Genomic DNA, 16418 nt, shown 5'->3' with positions numbered 1-16418 from the left:
CCCACGGCGGTGGCTTACGCCCGCTCGGTCGATACGCCATAATCCGCGCCCACTTCTTGCATGCCTAACTGAGTCGACCACCACCCCGGCCGACACAGCCAAGGGGCCAGCTACCCGCCAGCCTCGTCGTCAGGAGATACACGATGTCTAGATCCCCCGTCACCTTGATGGTGTCGCGGCGCGCCGCCGATGGCCGCTATGAAGAACTGCTGGCCTGGCTCCATGAGGGCGAACAGCTGGCCACCGACTTCCCTGGCTACCTGGGCTCAGGGATTCTCGCACCGCCGCGCGACGGCGATGAATTCCAGATCATCTTCCGCTTCAGCGATGAGCCGACCTTGCATGCCTGGGAACATTCGGCCTCGCGGCGCGCCTGGCTCAAGCGCGGCAACGGGCTGTTCGAGCGCCCCAGGGAGGCACGGGTCAGTGGCATAAACGACTGGTTCGGCACTGCCTTGGTGCGTAAACCACCCCGTTGGAAACAGGCCACGGCGATCTGGCTGGCATTCTTTCCGGTGTCACTGGCCTTTAACATGCTGTTCGGTCACTGGCTGGCAGGCATGGACCTGTTGCCACGCGTGCTCGTCAGCACCCTGGCGCTCACCCCCCTGATGGTGTACCTGTTCATCCCCCTTTCAACGCACCTGCTGGCGGGCTGGTTGCAGGGGTCGGCGGCACGCGAACACGCCTGGCGTAGCCGGTAGGCGCAGGCCACGCACGCGCTGGGCAGTTGGGGTATGCTGGGCGGCAACCCTCGACAGATACAGTTGACCGCCCCGAACATGAATAGCCCTATCCTGATAACCGGAGCCAGCCAACGCGTCGGGCTGGCCCTGGCCATGGAACTGGCCCAGGCCGGCCATACGGTGGTCAGTGCCAGCCGCAGCGTCCAGCCTCAATCGCCACACCCCAATATCATTCCGTTCACGGCAGACTTGTGCCAGGCGGCCGATCGCCAGGCACTGATCGACTACCTCTACAGCCATTACGATGGCCTGCGCGCCGTCATCCACAACGCTTCGCTGTGGCTCGACGATGACCTGACCAACCTCGACACCATGTTCCGCCTTCATGTCGAAGCGCCCTATCATCTCAACCTGGCCCTGGGCGAGCTCTTGGCCAAGGTCGACAAGGCCGACATCATCCACGTCTGCGACGAAACGTCCTCACGCGGCAGCAAGAGCCACATCGGCTACGCCGCCACCAAGGCCGCGTTGCAGAACATGGTGTTGTCGTTCGCCGAAAAGTACGCACCCACGGTACACGTCAACGGTATTCTGCCTGGGCTGCTGATCCTCAAGGAGGGCGGCGACGAAGCCTATCGCCAGCAGACGCTGAAGAAGGCACTGCTGGAATTCGAACCGGGCGCCGGGCCGCTGATCGAGACGGTCAAGTACCTGCTTGCCAGCCAATACAGCACCGGCAGCCAGGTGGTCATCAATGGTGGCCGCCACCTGAAAAACCGCATCATTTGAGAGAAGCCCATGACCCCACAGCAACAGCTCGAACTGGAAGCCGCCGCTTTCCGCCGGCTCGTGGAACACCTGCGCTCACGCACCGACGTGCAGAACATCGACCTGATGAACCTGTCCGGGTTCTGTCGCAACTGCCTGTCCAAGTGGTACAAGGCGGCCGCCGATGAGCGCCAGCTGGACCTGAGCCTGGATGACGCCCGTGAAGCCGTCTACGGCATGCCTTATGGCGAGTGGAAGGCCCAGTACCAAAAAGAGGCCAGCCCCCAGCAGCAGGCCGCATTCGAACAAGGAAAACCCCGTGACTGATCTGACTACCCTGCGTGCCAGCCTGGCCAGCGGTGAACATGTGTTCGCCGATACCCTGGCATTTATTGCCGAGCACTATGCCTATCAACCCCAGGCCTTCAGCAACGGTGACGTCGAAAACGCAGCTGGGCAGAACGAAGGTTCATGCAAAACCTTGGGCCTGGCGTTGCTCGAGGGATTGACTGATCGTGAGGCGCTGCTGGCCTTTGGCGAGCATTATCGAGATGTGCAGGCCACACCCGAGGGCCACGACCATGGGAATATCCGTGCGCTGATCGCGTACGGCCTGGCAGGCGTCAAGTTCGAGGCATTGCCACTGTCGCGCAAGGCTTGATGGGGGTTGTCCATCTAGCGGACTGCGCCCTGGAGTCGAGCACGGCAGGATGAAGAAGGGGGCTGCTTGGCAGCCCCAGTAACCTGATTTCAGAGCGCTTGAATTACAGCTGCACGCAATCGAACTGCACATCGGTCGCCACATCTTCGTCGTAGTCGACGTCCGTGCGCTCGAAGCCGAACAGGTTCAGGAACTGCTTCTTGTAACCGGCATAGTCGGTCAGCTCGAACAGGTTCTCGGTGGTCACCTGTGGCCACATGGCCTTGCAGGCATCTTGCACATCATCGCGCAGTTCCCAGTCGTCCAGACGCAGGCGGCCTTTCTCGTCGACCTGCGCCGGGGCGCCGTCGGTGCGATACATACGGTCACGGAACATGCGATCGAGCTGATCCTGGGTACCTTCGTGGACACCCTTCTCCTGCATGATCTTGAACACCATCGACAGGTACAGCGGCATGACCGGGATGGCCGAGCTGGCCTGGGTCACCACCGACTTGAGCACGGCCACATTGGCGCCGCCCTTGACCTCAGCTGCCAGCTTCTGGTCCAGGCGCAGGGCCGTGTCGTCCAGGTCCTGCTTGGCCTTGCCCAGGGCGCCGTGCCAGTAGATGGGCCAGGTGATTTCGGTGCCGATGTAGCTGAAGGCGACGGTGCGAGCGCCTTCGGCCAGCACATCGGCACCGGCCAGGGCGTCGATCCACAGCTGCCAGTCCTGGCCACCCATGACGGTCACGGTGTCGGCGATTTCCTGCTCGGTGGCCGGCTCGATGCTGGCCTCGATAATGGCGTCCTTGTTGGTGTCGATGGCCGTCGACTTGTACGGCTGGCCGATGGGCTTGAGCGCCGAGCGCACCAGTTCGCCCGTCTGTGGCAGCTTGCGCACCGGCGAGGCCAGCGAATAGATGACCAGGTCGACCTTGCCACCCATGTCGTTCTTGATCAGCTCGATGACCTTGGCCCGCGCTTCGTCGGAGAAAGCGTCACCGTTGATCGACTTGCTGTACAGGCCCTCGGCCTTGGCGAACTTGTCGAACGCCGCCGCGTTGTACCAGCCAGCAGTGCCAGCCTTGGTTTCGGTGCCTGGCTTCTCGAAGAACACGCCCAGGGTGTCGGCCTTGAAACCGAAGGCCGCAGTGATGCGCGCGGCCAGGCCGTAGCCACTGGAAGCACCGATGACCAACACCTTCTTCGGACCATCCTCGCGCACGCCCAGTTTGCGGGTGGCTTCGATCTGGTCACGGACGTTGAGCTCGCAGCCCTTGGGGTGAGTCGTGGTGCAGATGAAACCGCGGACCTTAGGATGAATGATGGCCAATGTCTGTACCTCGTCTGGTTTATGCACGAAAACGCCACACAGGGCGCTTTCAGAGTGGACTGAGGGGTAAGACTCACCCCGCAGGTTAGGCGACACATCTTAAGGGTTGAGCGCAGCGATGCAAAATCGGTGGCCGGTTGGCGACACGGCACGCGGCCCGGACGCACCCTTGCCGCGCCGAGGTATTGATTCGGTTTTCCTATCAATGAGCAATAAAAACAAACTTAACAAATGAGCAAAATGCGCCGATGCTGGTTGCCCTCACCTTCAGACGGAGAACAACAACATGAACGAAGTGGTGATCGTCGCCGCGACCCGCACCGCCATCGGTAGCTTCCAGGGCGCACTGGCGGGCGTCCCGGCCGTCGACCTGGGGGCAGCCGTGATCAAGCGTCTATTGGAGCAGACGGGGCTGGAGCCGGCTCAGGTCGACGAGGTGATCATGGGCCAGGTGCTTACGGCCGGCGCCGGGCAAAACCCTGCACGTCAGGCAGCGATCAAGGCCGGCCTGCCGTTCAGCGTGCCTGCCCTGACCCTGAACAAGGTCTGCGGCTCCGGTCTCAAGGCACTGCACCTGGGCGCCCAGGCCATTCGCTGCGGCGACGCTGAGGTGGTGATCGCCGGCGGTCAGGAAAACATGAGTCTTGCCCCTTATGTAATGCCTTCTGCCCGCACCGGCCAGCGCATGGGCCATGGCCAGCTGATCGACAGCATGATCAGCGACGGCCTATGGGACGCGTTCAACGACTACCACATGGGCATCACGGCTGAAAATCTGGTGCAGGAGTACGCGCTGAGCCGTGAACAGCAGGACGCTTTCGCGGCCGAGTCGCAGCGCAAGGCGGTGGCAGCCATCGCCGCTGGCCGCTTCGAGGCCGAAATCACCCCGATCGTGCTGCCACAGAAAAAAGGCGAGCCCAAGGTCTTCGCCCAGGACGAACAGCCACGTTCGGACACCACGGCCCAATCCCTTGCCAAACTGCGCCCCGCCTTCAAGAAGGACGGCAGCGTGACGGCAGGCAATGCCTCCAGCCTCAATGATGGGGCTGCGGCAGTGCTGCTGATGAACGCTGCAAAGGCCCAGGCATTGGGCTTGCCCGTGCTGGCCAGGATCGCGGCCTATGCCAGCGCTGGGGTCGACCCCGCCGTGATGGGGATCGCCCCTGTCTCGGCGACTGAACGCTGCCTGGGCAAAGCAGGCTGGCAACTGGCCGACCTGGACCTGATCGAAGCCAACGAGGCGTTCGCGGCCCAGGCGCTGGCCGTTGGCAAGGCGCTGGCGTGGGATGCTTCGCGGGTCAACGTGAACGGTGGGGCGATTGCGTTGGGTCATCCCATCGGTGCATCCGGGTGCCGCGTGCTGGTCACCCTGCTGCACGAGATGATCAAGCGCGATGCCAAGAAAGGTCTGGCAACGCTGTGTATCGGGGGTGGGCAAGGCGTGGCCCTGGCGATCGAGCGCTGATCAACCGAGCCATGGGCACTTGGACGCCGCCGTGCACGCTTTAGCGGCGGCATCTGCCATGCACAATCAGGCGTTGGCTACCTGCAGGGCGTGGAACGCGGGTGGCGTGGCCTTGATCGGATCATTGAGCGCCTTGACCAGCCGGACCACTTCCTCACAGGCCTGCACGGCGACGCCCAGCGGGCTGTGCAGCAGTGAGCACGCCGTACCGATCCACAGTCGCTCCCCCAGACGCTCATTGGCTTCACACAGCCAGTGCCACTTGCTGTCCAGGGCATGCTGGGCATCGTTTTCTGCGTCGACCAGGCCCAACGACAGCACTTTGTAGGCAGGCAGGCGGTCCAGGGTGCTCGTCAGCTGCTCAGGGTCGCTCACCAGGTCGATGTGCAAGCCGTCCACCGGCAGGTGCGCGGCCAGGCCAAGGTTGCCCTGCAAGCCACCGGCCCACGTCGCGATCAGCTTTTTCAACGGGGCGCGCTGCAGGATGTTGTAAACCCGCTCGTAGGCGTTCTTCCAGTCCTGCGGCAGCGCCTGGGCAAGGATCGGCTCATCGATCTGCACCCACTGCACGCCTTGTTCGGCCAGGCGGTTGAGAACGGCGTCATAGTGCGGAAGCAGTTCGTCGACAGATTCCAGCGCCAGGCTGTGCCCGTCTTGCGCCGCGCTTTGCCACAAATAGGTCAGGGGGCCGACGAGAACAGGTTTGACGGTGTGGCCCAGCGCGCTGGCCTGGGCCACTTCCTGTAGCAGCTGGTCGGCAAGCTGGGTGAAATGCCGCGTCACAGGTGCATGTGGATCGCGCATTGCCCCGCCCTGCCAGTCCACATCGCCCACAGGCAACAGCTCGATACCGGCGTCTTTCTGCATCTGCCAATGACGTGCGCGAAGCGCATGGTCGTTGCCAGTGCGTGGAAAGCCCAGGTTATGCGCCAGTGCCATGTGTATGTCCCCAGTGTGCAGAAATGATGGGGGCATTTTCAGATCGATGAGCGTTTGAAACAAACTCAATAAATTTGAGATCAACTCAAGTTTCCCTCATGTTACTCGTGCTGGCGCACCCGCGACGCCTAGCCGTGTCTTGATCAGATCAATGCGCTGCGCAACCGGGCATGACCCATTCACGGGGCTGGCGCACAATGCCAGCCTGCCCACACTCGGTGTTCCGTCATGAGCGTGCTCAAAACTGCCCTGCAACAACAGCAATTCGCTTGCGTCATGGAGTTCGTTCCCAAGCCGTCAGCAGAGCGTTTTGCGGCGATGGACGCCATAATGGCCCGCAGGCAGCTGTGTGGCTGGCCGATGACACTCGCCATTGGCGACCGGGTGAGCAGCCCGCTGGACATGTCACCCCTGGATGCCTTGGCCTGTTTCGAGCATCCGGTACCAGCCCTGCCCCACTTTTCCGGCAAGGACCGGGAGCGCCATCACCTGCTCGCCCAGATGCGGCGCATGGATGCTGCGGGCCAGCACCAGTTGCTGATGCTGACAGGGGACCGCCTGCCAGGCCATACCCCAGGCAAGCGACCGGTGCGCTACCTGGAATCGGTGGCAGCATTGCAGATCGCCCGGCAAACCTATCCGCACTGGTGGCTGGGCGCAGCGCTCAACCCGTTCAAATACCGTGAAGAAGAAGGCGCCGCTCAGTACCTGAAGGCTGAAAAGAAACTGACAGCCGGTGCCGACTTTTTCATCCTGCAGCTAGGTTTCGATGCCGCCAAGCACCAGGAGGCCATGCACTGGATGCGCCGCCAACGCGCGCCTAAACCCATGCTGGCTTGTCTCATGAGCCTTACCCAAGGCCGTGCGGGCATGCTCGATCATGTCGCAGGTGTGACCGTCACCCCGTCGATGCGGCAAATGCTGGAAGCCGAGGCGGCGCAATCCAAGGCCTTTGCCCAGGCTCGCAGCATCGACCGCCTGGCCCTGCAGGTCATTGGGGTTAAGCTGATGGGCTACGCCGGCGTGCATCTGTCGGGCATCCATGAGCCCAGCCAGCTGCTTGCCTTGGAGGCACGCCTTGCGCACTGGCAGACGCAAGTGGCCACGCTGGAGCAATGGGCGCCTGCCTGGCAGGCTAGCTGGCAAATGCCTGGCCTACCGGCAGTGACGTTTCACCCACCGCAGGCGGCATGGCGCGAGGGAGAGTCGCGTGTCGTGGCTTCGTTTGCCCAGAAAGCCCGCTACCACGCCATGCATGGCATGCATGGCCTGTTATTCAGCCGTCGCAACCCGGTGAGTCAGTTGTTCGGGTGGGCGGTTCGCCAGCCGATGTGGACGACAGGCCTGGGCGCCCAGGTGCTGCACAGCGTGGAGCGGGCCGTGAAGCGACCACTGCTTGGCTGCGACACCTGCGGTCGTTGCCGCCTGGAAGACACCTTGTACACCTGCCCCGAGACCTGCCCCAAGGGCCTGGCGAACGGCCCCTGCGGCGGTACCACCTTGAACCGGTGCGAGTTTGGCGATCGTGAGTGCATCCACAGTGCCAAGTACCGCACGGCCAAGGCGGTGCGACAAACCGATGTGCTGGCCCAGCGCTTGATCCCTTGCGTGGAGCAGCACACCCGCCATCGAAGCTCCTGGCCGGGTTGGTTCGGTGGAAAGGCTCAGCCCGTCACTCGGCCGTCAGCGCCTCGAAGCCGGCGCGAATCGTAGCTTCGGGAAGATCATCGGCAATGAACACCATGACGCTCTCGCGCGGTTCGGCCTCAGCCCATTCAGCGTCCCAGTCGAACCCGTAGAGCTTGAGCACGCCCTGAAACACCAGCTTGCGGTCCTCGCCCGCGATATTGAGCACGCCCTTGTAACGCAACAGTTGCGTGCCATGGGTTTCCAACAGGCCATTCATGAAGTCGCTGAGGCGGTCGATGTCCAGCGCCTTGTCGGTGCGCAACACCAAGGTGGCGATACGGTCCGGGGTGGCGGGTTTGAGTACTGGACGCAGGGTGGGTTTGAGGTTGGCGCCCAGGTCCGGGTTGAGGTTGAAGCCGCGTACATCGAGCAGTGCACCCAAGTCGATGCGGCCTTGTTCGACCACATGCATGGCGGCCCGCCCATTGATGCGGGCCAGGCGCTCGCGCAAGGCTTGCACGGTGGCCGGTTCCACCAGGTCGGTCTTGCTCAGCAGCAGGCGATCGGCAAAGCCCACCTGGGCCTGGGCGATGGTCTGGGTCAGGTGGACGTCGGCGTGAGCGGCGTCGACCAGGGTGATGATGCCGTCCAGGATGTACCGCTCGCGCAGCTCTTCGTCGATGAAGAACGTTTGAGCCACAGGCGCGGGGTCGGCCAGCCCTGTGCACTCGATCACCAGCCGATCAAAGGCAATTTCGCCAGCATCGAGCCGCTCCAGCAGCAGGAACAGCGCACGGGTAAGGTCGCCATGGATGCTGCAGCACACACAGCCGTTGGCCAGGGTCATGACCTGCACCGGCTCGTCGCCGAGCAACTGGCTGTCGATGCCTGCTTCGCTGAACTCGTTTTCGATCACGGCCAGCCGCAGGCCGTGCTCGGCCTTGAGCATGTGCTTGAGCAGCGTGGTCTTGCCGGCACCGAGAAAGCCGGTCAGTACGGTTACGGGAATCGGGGTCTGCACGCAGAACATCTCCTGTTCGGAAAAAACACAGGCCCCACCGCGACAGGCCTGCGCTCATCGCCAGCGCCTGCCCCCAAGGGGAGCGGGCTTGTCGATGACCACAGGCTGCCGACGATGGGGCCGGTACAGCTTACCGCTTTGGGCTTAACAGCACTTTGGCCCGGACTTGCCACCATAACGCGCTTCCTGGCGCTCTCGGAAAAACGCTTCGTACGTCATGACCGGTTTGTCCGGATGCGTCTTGTTCATGTGTTCGACGTAATTGTCGTAGTCAGGCATGCCCACCATCAGGCGTGCAGCCTGCCCCAGGTATTTGCCCAGCCGACCCAGGTCATTGAACATCGCAGCAGTCCTCTCAAGCGTCAGGCAGAGCCTGGAACGGGGTTTCCTTGTCGGTCCGCTCCTTACGACCCCAGGCGGCGTAACCCACCTTGATCGCGAAGAACAGAATGCTGAATACCACCAGCAGGAACAGGATGGTCAGCCCGGCGTTGGTGTAGGCGTTGTAGATCACGTGCTGCATCTGCCCGATGTCCTTGGCCGGTGCCAGCACCTGCCCAGCGTCCAGTGCGGTGCTGTATTTCTTGGCCAAGGCCAGGAAGCCCACGGCCGGGTTGGGATCGAACAGCTTGATCAGGCCGGCCGCCGTGGTGCAGATCAGCAACCAGGTGGCTGGCAGCAGCGTGACCCAGATGTAGCGCTGGCGCTTCATCTTGATCAGCACCACGGTGCCCAGCATCAACGCAATACCGGCCAGCATCTGGTTGGAGATGCCGAACAGCGGCCACAGCGTGTTGATACCCCCGAGCGGGTCGATCACACCTTGGTAGAGCAAGTAGCCCCACATGGCCACGCAACCTGCGGTGGCCAGCAGGTTCGCGCCCCACGATTCGGTGCGCTTGAGCGCCGGCACGAAGCTGCCGAGCAAGTCTTGCAGCATGAAGCGCCCGGCACGGGTACCGGCGTCCACGGCGGTGAGGATGAACAAGGCCTCGAACAAAATGGCGAAGTGATACCAGAACGCCATGGTGTTCTCGCCAGGCAGCACTTGGTGAAGAATCTGCGCGATACCCACGGCCAATGTCGGCGCACCGCCGGCGCGGGCCAGAATGGTGTGCTCGCCGATGTCACGGGCAACCGCCTCAAGCTGCTCGGGCGTGATCAAGAAGCCCCAGCTGCTGACCGTCTGCGCCACCGAAACCGTGTCTGCACCGACCACGGCAGCCGGGCTGTTCATGGCGAAATACACGCCCGGCTCGATCACCGAGGCCGCGACCATGGCCATGATCGCCACGAACGATTCCATCAGCATGCCGCCGTAGCCGATGTAGCGGGCGTTGGTTTCGTTGTCCAGCAGCTTGGGCGTGGTGCCTGACGAGATCAGGGCATGGAACCCTGAGACCGCGCCACAGGCGATGGTGATGAACAGGAACGGGAACAGCGTGCCCTTCCAGACCGGGCCGGTGCCATCGGTGAACTGGGTCAGCGCTGGCATCTTGAGCTCAGGGGCGATGATCAGGATGCCGATGGCAAGGCCCACGATGGTGCCGATCTTGAGGAAGGTGGACAGGTAGTCACGCGGGGCCAACACCAGCCAGACCGGCAGCACGGCTGCGACGAAGCCGTAGCCCACCAGCATCCAAGTGATTTGAACACCGGTGAAGGTGAAGGCTGGGCCCCAAACCGGATCCGCGGCAATCTGGCCGCCCAGCCAGATGGAAGCCAGCAGCAGCACCACGCCGATGAGGGAAATCTCACCAATGCGGCCAGGGCGGATGTAGCGCATGTAGACGCCCATGAACATGGCGATCGGGATGGTCGCCATCACCGTGAACATGCCCCAGGGGCTCTCGGCCAGGGCCTTGACCACGATCAGCGCCAGCACCGCGAGGATGATGATCATGATCAGGAAACAGCCGAACAGGGCGATGGTGCCCGGAATGCGGCCCATCTCTTCGCGCACCATGTCGCCCAGCGAGCGGCCGTTGCGGCGTGTGGACAAGAACAGGACCATGAAGTCCTGGACGGCACCGGCCAGTACCACACCGGCAATCAGCCACAGGGTGCCGGGCAGATAGCCCATCTGCGCCGCCAGTACCGGGCCGACCAAGGGGCCTGCGCCAGCGATGGCCGCGAAGTGGTGGCCGAAGAGGATGTGCTTGTTGGTTGGAACATAGTCCAGACCGTCATTGTTGAGCACCGCAGGGGTGGCGCGGCGTGGATCGAGTTGCATCACTTTGGTGGCGATGAACAGACTGTAATAGCGGTAGGCGACCAGATAAATGGCCACTGCCGCGACCACGATCCACAAGGCATTGATCGCTTCGCCACGGCGCAGGGCGACGACACCCAGCGCGCAGGCTCCCAGGACTGCCAGCACCAGCCACGGGAGGTGGCGTAGCAGGCTGTTGTTATTGTTCATAGTTGGCTTCCAGCTGAGAGGTTGGAATGGATGGCCCTTTGAGTCTAGGGCCTGCCTGCCGGCTTTACCATCTCCATTTACGCCAGATGCCACAGGCCAGAACCCGCTCTAGTGCGGGGCTCATCCTCGGTTGCCAGCGCCCCTTCAACCTACAGCTGGGTTTGGCAACTGGCGCTCCTGGCAGAGATGTGGCGTGGTAATTCTATGGTTCATAACCTGCAACTGCCGGAGCGCGAAGGCTACCATGTACTACTTGGCCTCTGGAAAATTGCCTGAACCGATAAAGCTTCTCATCAGGCAGTGGGCCTGGACTTCTTCAAATAGCCTTGGGTGGCAAACAATGACGGACATATGGCTGGTCTATAGTCTGAGCATCAGATGAGGACTTGCCATGACCCTGCCACCTTCCGAACGCCGCCGCTTCCAACGTATCGATTTCGACGCACCTGCCGAACTTCGCCAAGGCGAGCAGCGCTGGCCTGCCAGGCTCATCGATCTATCCCTCAAAGGCCTGCTGATTGAGCGCCCGAGCGACTGGACCCCGGACCCTACCCAGAACTACGAAGCGGTCATCCAACTTGACGCCGATACCTGGGTGAAGATGCAAGTCGAACTGCGCCATGAAGAACCCACGCGGCTGGGCTTCGTTTGCCTGTACATCGACATCGACTCCATGAGCCACCTGCACCGTCTTGTGGAACTGAACATTGCCGACAGCACCGAAATGATGCGTGAGCTGCGTGAATTGATCGAATAACAGGATCTATTAGCTGGCTAACTGCTTGGCCTGTACCCCTTTCTTGTCCATCTAGACAGCTTCCTGCCTGCCTCAGGCACCGTTGTATACACCCTATTTTTACAAGCGCTTTGGGTTGGTATGCCTCCTGCAACAAGGTCGCATACGCCCCAAGGCTGCCCGTGACGGCGCTTGGATCAAAATATTGTATACAATTTGTGTAGTACCTGTAGGCAATAACTGACTACAGTAGCTCCACAACAATAAACAGAGAGCTTGCGCCATGACTACGTCCACAAGCACGTCTCCCGCCCAGCGGCCAGAGGACGAAAACCTTGGCCTGGGTGCCAACCTGGCCTACGGCCTGCAGCACGTGTTGACCATGTATGGGGGGATCGTTGCCGTACCCTTGATCCTGGGGCAGGCCGCAGGCCTCAATGGCGCAGAAATCGGCATGCTCATCGCCGCTTCGCTGTTTGCAGGTGGCTTGGCGACTTTGCTACAGACCCTGGGTCTGCCATTCTTCGGCTGCCAACTACCTTTGGTGCAAGGGGTGTCCTTCGCAGGGGTCGCCACCATGGGTGCCATCCTCAGCAGTGAGAGTGGGGGCGGGCTGCCGGGGGTGCTGGGCGCGGTGATGGCCGCCTCGCTGATAGGGCTGCTGATCACCCCGGTATTCTCACGCATCACCAAGTTCTTCCCACCGCTGGTCACCGGCATCGTGATCACCACCATCGGCCTGACGCTGATGCCGGTGGCCGCGCGCTGGGTGATGGGTGGCAACAGCGCCTCACCCGACTTCGGCAGCATGGCCAACATCGGTCTGGCCGCCCTCACTTTCGCCATCGTGCTGCTGTTGAGCAAACTGGGCAGCGCGACGATATCCCGGTTATCCATCCTGCTGGCGATGGTGGTCGGTACGCTCATCGCCTGGGCACTGGGCATGACCGACTTCAGCAAGGTTACCGAAGGCCCTGTTTTCGCCTTCCCGACGCCCTTCCACTTCGGCATGCCGGAGTTCCACATCGCGGCCATCCTGTCGATGTGCATCGTCATCATGGTGACGCTGGTGGAAACCTCGGCCGACATCCTGGCCGTGGGTGAGATCATCGGTACCAAGGTCGACTCCAAACGCTTGGGCAATGGCCTGCGTGCCGACATGGCCTCAAGCATCCTCGCACCGGTGTTTGGCTCGTTCACGCAAAGTGCATTCGCCCAGAACGTGGGCCTGGTCGCCGTGACTGGCGTGCGCAGCCGCTACGTGGTGGCCACCGGCGGTGTGATCCTGGTGGTATTGGGCCTGCTACCGATCATGGGGCGCATCATCGCCGCGGTGCCTACCCCCGTGCTGGGCGGCGCGGGCATCGTGTTGTTCGGCACGGTGGCAGCCAGCGGCATCCGCACCTTGTCCAAGGTCAGCTACCAGAACAACGTCAACCTGATCATCGTCGCCGCGTCCCTGGGCTTTGGCATGATCCCGATCGCCGCACCGGCCTTCTACCACCAGTTCCCCAACTGGTTCGAAACCATCTTCCACTCAGGCATCAGCTCGGCGGCGATCATGGCCATTGTGCTGAACCTGATCTTCAACCATTTCACGGCGGGCAACTCGGACCAGCAGTCGGTGTTCGCTGCCGGCTACGAACGCACCATCCGCTACTCGGACATCTCCGCACTGCGCGACGGTGACTATTTCAAGGATGGCAGGCTATTCGATGCCGAAGGGCATGAGGTACCGATGAAGGGCCAGGACGAGCACGGCAGTGAGCCGGTCAAGCGCGCGGCAGTCGCCGAGCACTGACCCATCACGTGGGAGTTGTACAGGGCCGATGCGCATCGTCGGCCCTTTTTTTCGCCTGTGGATTATTCGAACAAGGCGTCCAGCGCCTGCTCAAGGCGCGTCACGGCGATCACCTGCAACCCTGCAGGCGCCTCCTTGGGTGCATTGCCCTTGGGCACGATGGCGCGCTTGAAGCCGTGCTTGGCAGCTTCCTTTAGCCGCTCCTGGCCACTGGGCACAGGCCGCACCTCACCAGACAGGCCGATTTCCCCGAACACCAGCAGGCCATGGGCCAGCGGCCGATTGCGCAGGCTGGACATGACGGCGGCGAGCAACGCCAGGTCCGAAGCCGTTTCCAGCACTTTCACACCGCCCACCACGTTCAGGAACACATCCTGATCGTGGGTCGGGATGCCCCCGTGCCGGTGCAATACGGCCAGCAGCATCGCCAGGCGGTTCTGATCCAGGCCCAGGGTGACGCGGCGCGGGTTGGCCAGGTGGCTGTCATCGACCAGTGCCTGGACCTCGACCAGCATCGGCCGGGTTCCTTCCCAGGTGGCCATCACGACGCTGCCAGGGACTTCTTCCTGGGTGCGATTGAGAAAGATCGCCGAGGGGTTGGAGACTTCTTTCAAACCTCGGTCGGTCATGCCGAACACGCCCAGCTCATTGACCGCGCCGAAGCGGTTCTTCACCGCGCGCAAAAGCCGCAGGCGACCGTCGGATTCGCCCTCGAAATACAGCACGGTATCGACCATGTGCTCCAGTACCCGCGGGCCTGCCAGCGAGCCTTCCTTGGTCACGTGACCCACCAGGAAGATTGCCGTGCCACTTTGCTTGGCATAACGCACCAGCAGCGCCGTACTTTCACGCACCTGCGCCACCCCGCCGGGGGCGGACTGCAACTGTTCGGTGAAGATGGTCTGGATGGAGTCGATCACCATCACCCGTGGCTTTTCCTGACGGGCGGTGGCGATGATGGTCTCGATGCAGGTTTCGGTCATGACCTTGAGCTGGTCCTGGGGAAGGCCCAGACGCCTGGAGCGCATGGCCACCTGCTGCTGGGATTCCTCGCCGGTGACGTACAGCGCCGGCATGCCGACGGCGATGTTGCACAGGGTCTGCAGCAGGATCGTCGATTTGCCGATCCCAGGGTCGCCACCGATCAACACCACGGAGCCATCGACCAGGCCACCGCCCAGCACACGGTCAAGCTCGGTGCTGCTGGTGGTGAAGCGCGGGATCTCCTCGACGCTGACCTCAGCCAGGGTCTTGATCTGCGCCTGTTGCCCCGTCCAGCCGGCGCGGCCCGTGCTGGGTGCTGCGGCGCCGCCGCTTTCGATCATGGTTTCGACCAGCGTGTTCCAGGCGCCACACTCGCCACACTGGCCAGCCCATTTCGGAAAAGTCGCGCCGCACTCGGTGCAGCCATACAAGCGCTTGGCCTTGGCCATGGGTGGGTGCCTCCGGGCAAAACCTGCATGATACCCGAGGCTGACCGTGTCCCGGACGCCTTGGCATGCGACAAAACTATTCGGTGCGACGGAAGTCACTACCCCTGAATGCAGCGCATGAAGCGTTTAAGTGGCTTACACTGCGTTTACCTCTCCATTTGTTACAAAGGAATCGAAACATGGGCATGATCAGTGAGTTCAAGGCCTTCGCGGTCAAAGGCAATGTCGTCGACATGGCGGTAGGTATCATCATCGGCGCGGCCTTCGGCAAGATCGTCTCGTCCTTCGTCGGCGACGTGGTCATGCCACCGTTGGGCCTGCTGATCGGCGGCGTTGACTTCAGCGACCTGGCCATCACCTTGAAGGCAGCGCAAGGCGACATCCCGGCCGTGGTGCTGGCCTATGGCAAGTTCATCCAGACTGTGATCGATTTCGTGATCATCGCTTTTGCGATCTTCATGGGCGTCAAGGCCATCAACCGGCTCAAGCGCGAAGAGGCCGTGGCGCCAAGCGTACCGCCCGCGCCGTCCCCCGAGCAGACCCTGCTTACCGAGATTCGCGACCTGCTCAAGGCTCAGAACCGGCCCTGAAGTGCACCGTTACAGGCTGCAGGAAGCGGCAAAGCTCCATGCACCGCTGCGCCCCTGTAGCCTGTAGCGGCACGCCGGCTACCAGTACGTCTCGACGGCCACCTGGCCCGGCCGTTTGCTAAGGCTCAATTGCAGATCACGGGCCTTGAGCACCTTGCGCGTTTCATCGATCATTTCAGGGTTGCCGCACAGCATGATTCGCGAATGCTCCGGTGACAGCTCAAGCCCTGCCGCCCTTTCCAGCTCGCCGCTTTCGATCAAGGTGGTGATGCGCTGATTCAGGGCGCCTGGATGCCGCTCACGTGTCACGACCGGGATGAACTGCAACTTGCCGGCATGCTCGGCCAGGTACTCACGCTGCTCCAAGCCAGCGATCTCGTCCAGATAGGCCAACTCCTTGGCCTCACGCACCGAATACACCAGCTTGATGTTGTCGAAGCGTTCCCAGGCTTCGAAGTCCTGCAAAATCGACATGAACGGCGCGATGCCTGTACCCGTGGCCAGCAACCACAGGTCGCGTCCGTCGACAAAACGGTCGAGGGTTAGAAAGCCAAAGGCTTGCCGCTCCACCAATAGCGTATCGCCCTCGCCCAGTCGGCTAAGCTCACTGGTGAACTCACCGCCCGGCACTACGATTGAAAAGAAATCCAGGTATTCGTCGTGGGGTGCACTGACCATGGAATACGCGCGCCAGACCACACTGCCGTCAGCCTTGGTCACGCCCAGGCGAGCGAACTGACCGGAGCGAAAGCGAAAACCCGCATCACGGGTAACCCGCAGGCTGAAGAGGTTCGGCGTGAGCGGCTGAACCTCGAGCAAGGTCTGGCGGGTGAATTTTTCGTCGCTGGCGGTCATGTCGGGCTCCATGTCTTGAGTCCCTACAGTGTCGCGCAAAGCGCCCGCGATAAAAACCACTGGGTTTTTACGGCTTCGAAAGTTGTACAAAGACATG

General features: G+C 62.1%; 16 protein-coding genes. 9 read left to right on the top strand and 7 right to left on the bottom strand.

Going from position 1 to position 16418, the window contains the following annotated elements; genetic code table 11:
• Window positions 1–143 precede the first annotated feature (143 nt).
• The 4 genes from CWR53_RS04155 to CWR53_RS04140 are packed head-to-tail and all read left to right on the top strand — an operon-like array spanning window position 144 to window position 2115.
• The gene (locus CWR53_RS04155) at window positions 144–704 is read left to right on the top strand and encodes an antibiotic biosynthesis monooxygenase (protein ID WP_058604878.1); all 561 of its coding nucleotides are present in this window, start codon (window positions 144–146) and stop codon (window positions 702–704) included.
• A 33-nt stretch (window positions 705–737) separates the two neighbouring features.
• Entirely contained in the window at window positions 738–1475 is a 738-nt protein-coding gene (folM, locus tag CWR53_RS04150; RefSeq protein ID WP_100850886.1) for a dihydromonapterin reductase, read from the top strand.
• Between the two features lie 9 nt (window positions 1476–1484).
• Window positions 1485–1781: a DUF1244 domain-containing protein gene (locus tag CWR53_RS04145; RefSeq protein ID WP_023534327.1), complete on the top strand. Its 297-nt coding sequence runs from the start codon at window positions 1485–1487 to the stop codon at window positions 1779–1781.
• Window positions 1774–2115 (top strand): HopJ type III effector protein, encoded by a 342-nt coding sequence (locus tag CWR53_RS04140; protein ID WP_058604876.1) that lies wholly within the window; start codon window positions 1774–1776, stop codon window positions 2113–2115. Before CWR53_RS04145 ends, CWR53_RS04140 begins: the two co-directional genes overlap by 8 nt.
• 103 nt (window positions 2116–2218) lie before the next feature.
• Here CWR53_RS04140 and fabV read toward each other — a convergent pair whose 3' ends face one another.
• On the bottom strand, window positions 2219–3430 hold the full coding sequence (gene fabV, locus CWR53_RS04135) for an enoyl-ACP reductase FabV (protein WP_058604875.1): 1212 nt from the start codon (window positions 3428–3430) through the stop codon (window positions 2219–2221).
• Between the two features lie 286 nt (window positions 3431–3716).
• Here fabV and CWR53_RS04130 point away from each other — a divergent pair, with 286 nt between their 5' ends.
• A complete protein-coding gene (locus tag CWR53_RS04130) occupies window positions 3717–4895 on the top strand; it encodes an acetyl-CoA C-acetyltransferase (RefSeq protein WP_058604874.1) in 1179 nt (392 codons plus the stop codon).
• A gap of 66 nt (window positions 4896–4961) precedes the next feature.
• Here the strand turns inward: CWR53_RS04130 and CWR53_RS04125 are convergent, their stop codons facing one another.
• Entirely contained in the window at window positions 4962–5834 is an 873-nt protein-coding gene (locus CWR53_RS04125; RefSeq protein WP_100850885.1) for a 5-methyltetrahydropteroyltriglutamate--homocysteine methyltransferase, read from the bottom strand.
• A gap of 228 nt (window positions 5835–6062) precedes the next feature.
• Here CWR53_RS04125 and CWR53_RS04120 point away from each other — a divergent pair, with 228 nt between their 5' ends.
• Window positions 6063–7547 (top strand): methylenetetrahydrofolate reductase C-terminal domain-containing protein, encoded by a 1485-nt coding sequence (locus tag CWR53_RS04120; RefSeq protein WP_100850884.1) that lies wholly within the window; start codon window positions 6063–6065, stop codon window positions 7545–7547.
• Here CWR53_RS04120 and yjiA read toward each other — a convergent pair.
• From yjiA to CWR53_RS04105, 3 genes are all read right to left on the bottom strand, one after another.
• Window positions 7507–8484, bottom strand: coding sequence for a GTPase (yjiA, locus tag CWR53_RS04115; RefSeq protein ID WP_078479388.1), 978 nt, complete (start codon window positions 8482–8484; stop codon window positions 7507–7509). The two genes, CWR53_RS04120 and yjiA, sit on opposite strands and share 41 nt — an antisense overlap.
• Window positions 8485–8628: 144 nt before the next feature.
• Complete coding sequence (locus CWR53_RS04110; protein ID WP_023534469.1) at window positions 8629–8826, bottom strand: YbdD/YjiX family protein; 198 nt, start codon at window positions 8824–8826, stop codon at window positions 8629–8631.
• A gap of 13 nt (window positions 8827–8839) precedes the next feature.
• Complete coding sequence (locus CWR53_RS04105) at window positions 8840–10906, bottom strand: carbon starvation CstA family protein (RefSeq protein ID WP_058604871.1); 2067 nt, start codon at window positions 10904–10906, stop codon at window positions 8840–8842.
• A gap of 391 nt (window positions 10907–11297) precedes the next feature.
• Here CWR53_RS04105 and CWR53_RS04095 point away from each other — a divergent pair, with 391 nt between their 5' ends.
• Both CWR53_RS04095 and CWR53_RS04090 read left to right on the top strand, forming a co-directional pair.
• Window positions 11298–11663, top strand: coding sequence for a PilZ domain-containing protein (locus CWR53_RS04095; protein WP_058604870.1), 366 nt, complete (start codon window positions 11298–11300; stop codon window positions 11661–11663).
• Between the two features lie 262 nt (window positions 11664–11925).
• A complete protein-coding gene (locus CWR53_RS04090; RefSeq protein ID WP_100850883.1) occupies window positions 11926–13443 on the top strand; it encodes a nucleobase:cation symporter-2 family protein in 1518 nt (505 codons plus the stop codon).
• 62 nt (window positions 13444–13505) lie between these two features.
• Here CWR53_RS04090 and radA read toward each other — a convergent pair whose 3' ends face one another.
• Window positions 13506–14876: a DNA repair protein RadA gene (gene radA, locus CWR53_RS04085; protein WP_023534442.1), complete on the bottom strand. Its 1371-nt coding sequence runs from the start codon at window positions 14874–14876 to the stop codon at window positions 13506–13508.
• A 179-nt stretch (window positions 14877–15055) separates the two neighbouring features.
• On the opposite strand from radA, the gene mscL reads away from it, so the two are divergent.
• Entirely contained in the window at window positions 15056–15466 is a 411-nt protein-coding gene (gene mscL, locus CWR53_RS04080; protein ID WP_058604868.1) for a large-conductance mechanosensitive channel protein MscL, read from the top strand.
• Window positions 15467–15544: 78 nt separating this feature from the next.
• Here the strand turns inward: mscL and CWR53_RS04075 are convergent, their stop codons facing one another.
• The gene (locus tag CWR53_RS04075; protein ID WP_058604867.1) at window positions 15545–16321 is read right to left on the bottom strand and encodes a ferredoxin--NADP reductase; all 777 of its coding nucleotides are present in this window, start codon (window positions 16319–16321) and stop codon (window positions 15545–15547) included.
• Between the last annotated feature and the right edge of the window lie 97 nt (window positions 16322–16418).

The organism is Pseudomonas sp. SGAir0191 (genome assembly GCF_002812565.2).
Taxonomy (GTDB): domain Bacteria; phylum Pseudomonadota; class Gammaproteobacteria; order Pseudomonadales; family Pseudomonadaceae; genus Aquipseudomonas; species Aquipseudomonas parafulva_B.
The sequence above is the reverse complement of the archived record's forward strand: the minus strand, read 5'-3'. Positions and strand labels throughout refer to the sequence as shown.

Excerpts from the sequence above, each read along its gene's own strand:
- CWR53_RS04155 (WP_058604878.1), top strand. The coding sequence starts at position 144 with ATGTCTAGATCCCCCGTCACCTTGATGGTGTCGCGGCGCGCCGCCGAT.
- folM (WP_100850886.1), top strand. The coding sequence starts at position 738 with ATGCTGGGCGGCAACCCTCGACAGATACAGTTGACCGCCCCGAACATG.
- CWR53_RS04145 (WP_023534327.1), top strand. The coding sequence starts at position 1,485 with ATGACCCCACAGCAACAGCTCGAACTGGAAGCCGCCGCTTTCCGCCGG.
- CWR53_RS04130 (WP_058604874.1), top strand. The coding sequence starts at position 3,717 with ATGAACGAAGTGGTGATCGTCGCCGCGACCCGCACCGCCATCGGTAGC.
- CWR53_RS04125 (WP_100850885.1), bottom strand. The coding sequence starts at position 5,834 with ATGGCACTGGCGCATAACCTGGGCTTTCCACGCACTGGCAACGACCAT.
- CWR53_RS04120 (WP_100850884.1), top strand. The coding sequence starts at position 6,063 with ATGAGCGTGCTCAAAACTGCCCTGCAACAACAGCAATTCGCTTGCGTC.
- CWR53_RS04110 (WP_023534469.1), bottom strand. The coding sequence starts at position 8,826 with ATGTTCAATGACCTGGGTCGGCTGGGCAAATACCTGGGGCAGGCTGCA.
- CWR53_RS04105 (WP_058604871.1), bottom strand. The coding sequence starts at position 10,906 with ATGAACAATAACAACAGCCTGCTACGCCACCTCCCGTGGCTGGTGCTG.
- CWR53_RS04095 (WP_058604870.1), top strand. The coding sequence starts at position 11,298 with ATGACCCTGCCACCTTCCGAACGCCGCCGCTTCCAACGTATCGATTTC.
- CWR53_RS04090 (WP_100850883.1), top strand. The coding sequence starts at position 11,926 with ATGACTACGTCCACAAGCACGTCTCCCGCCCAGCGGCCAGAGGACGAA.
- radA (WP_023534442.1), bottom strand. The coding sequence starts at position 14,876 with ATGGCCAAGGCCAAGCGCTTGTATGGCTGCACCGAGTGCGGCGCGACT.
- mscL (WP_058604868.1), top strand. The coding sequence starts at position 15,056 with ATGGGCATGATCAGTGAGTTCAAGGCCTTCGCGGTCAAAGGCAATGTC.
- CWR53_RS04075 (WP_058604867.1), bottom strand. The coding sequence starts at position 16,321 with ATGACCGCCAGCGACGAAAAATTCACCCGCCAGACCTTGCTCGAGGTT.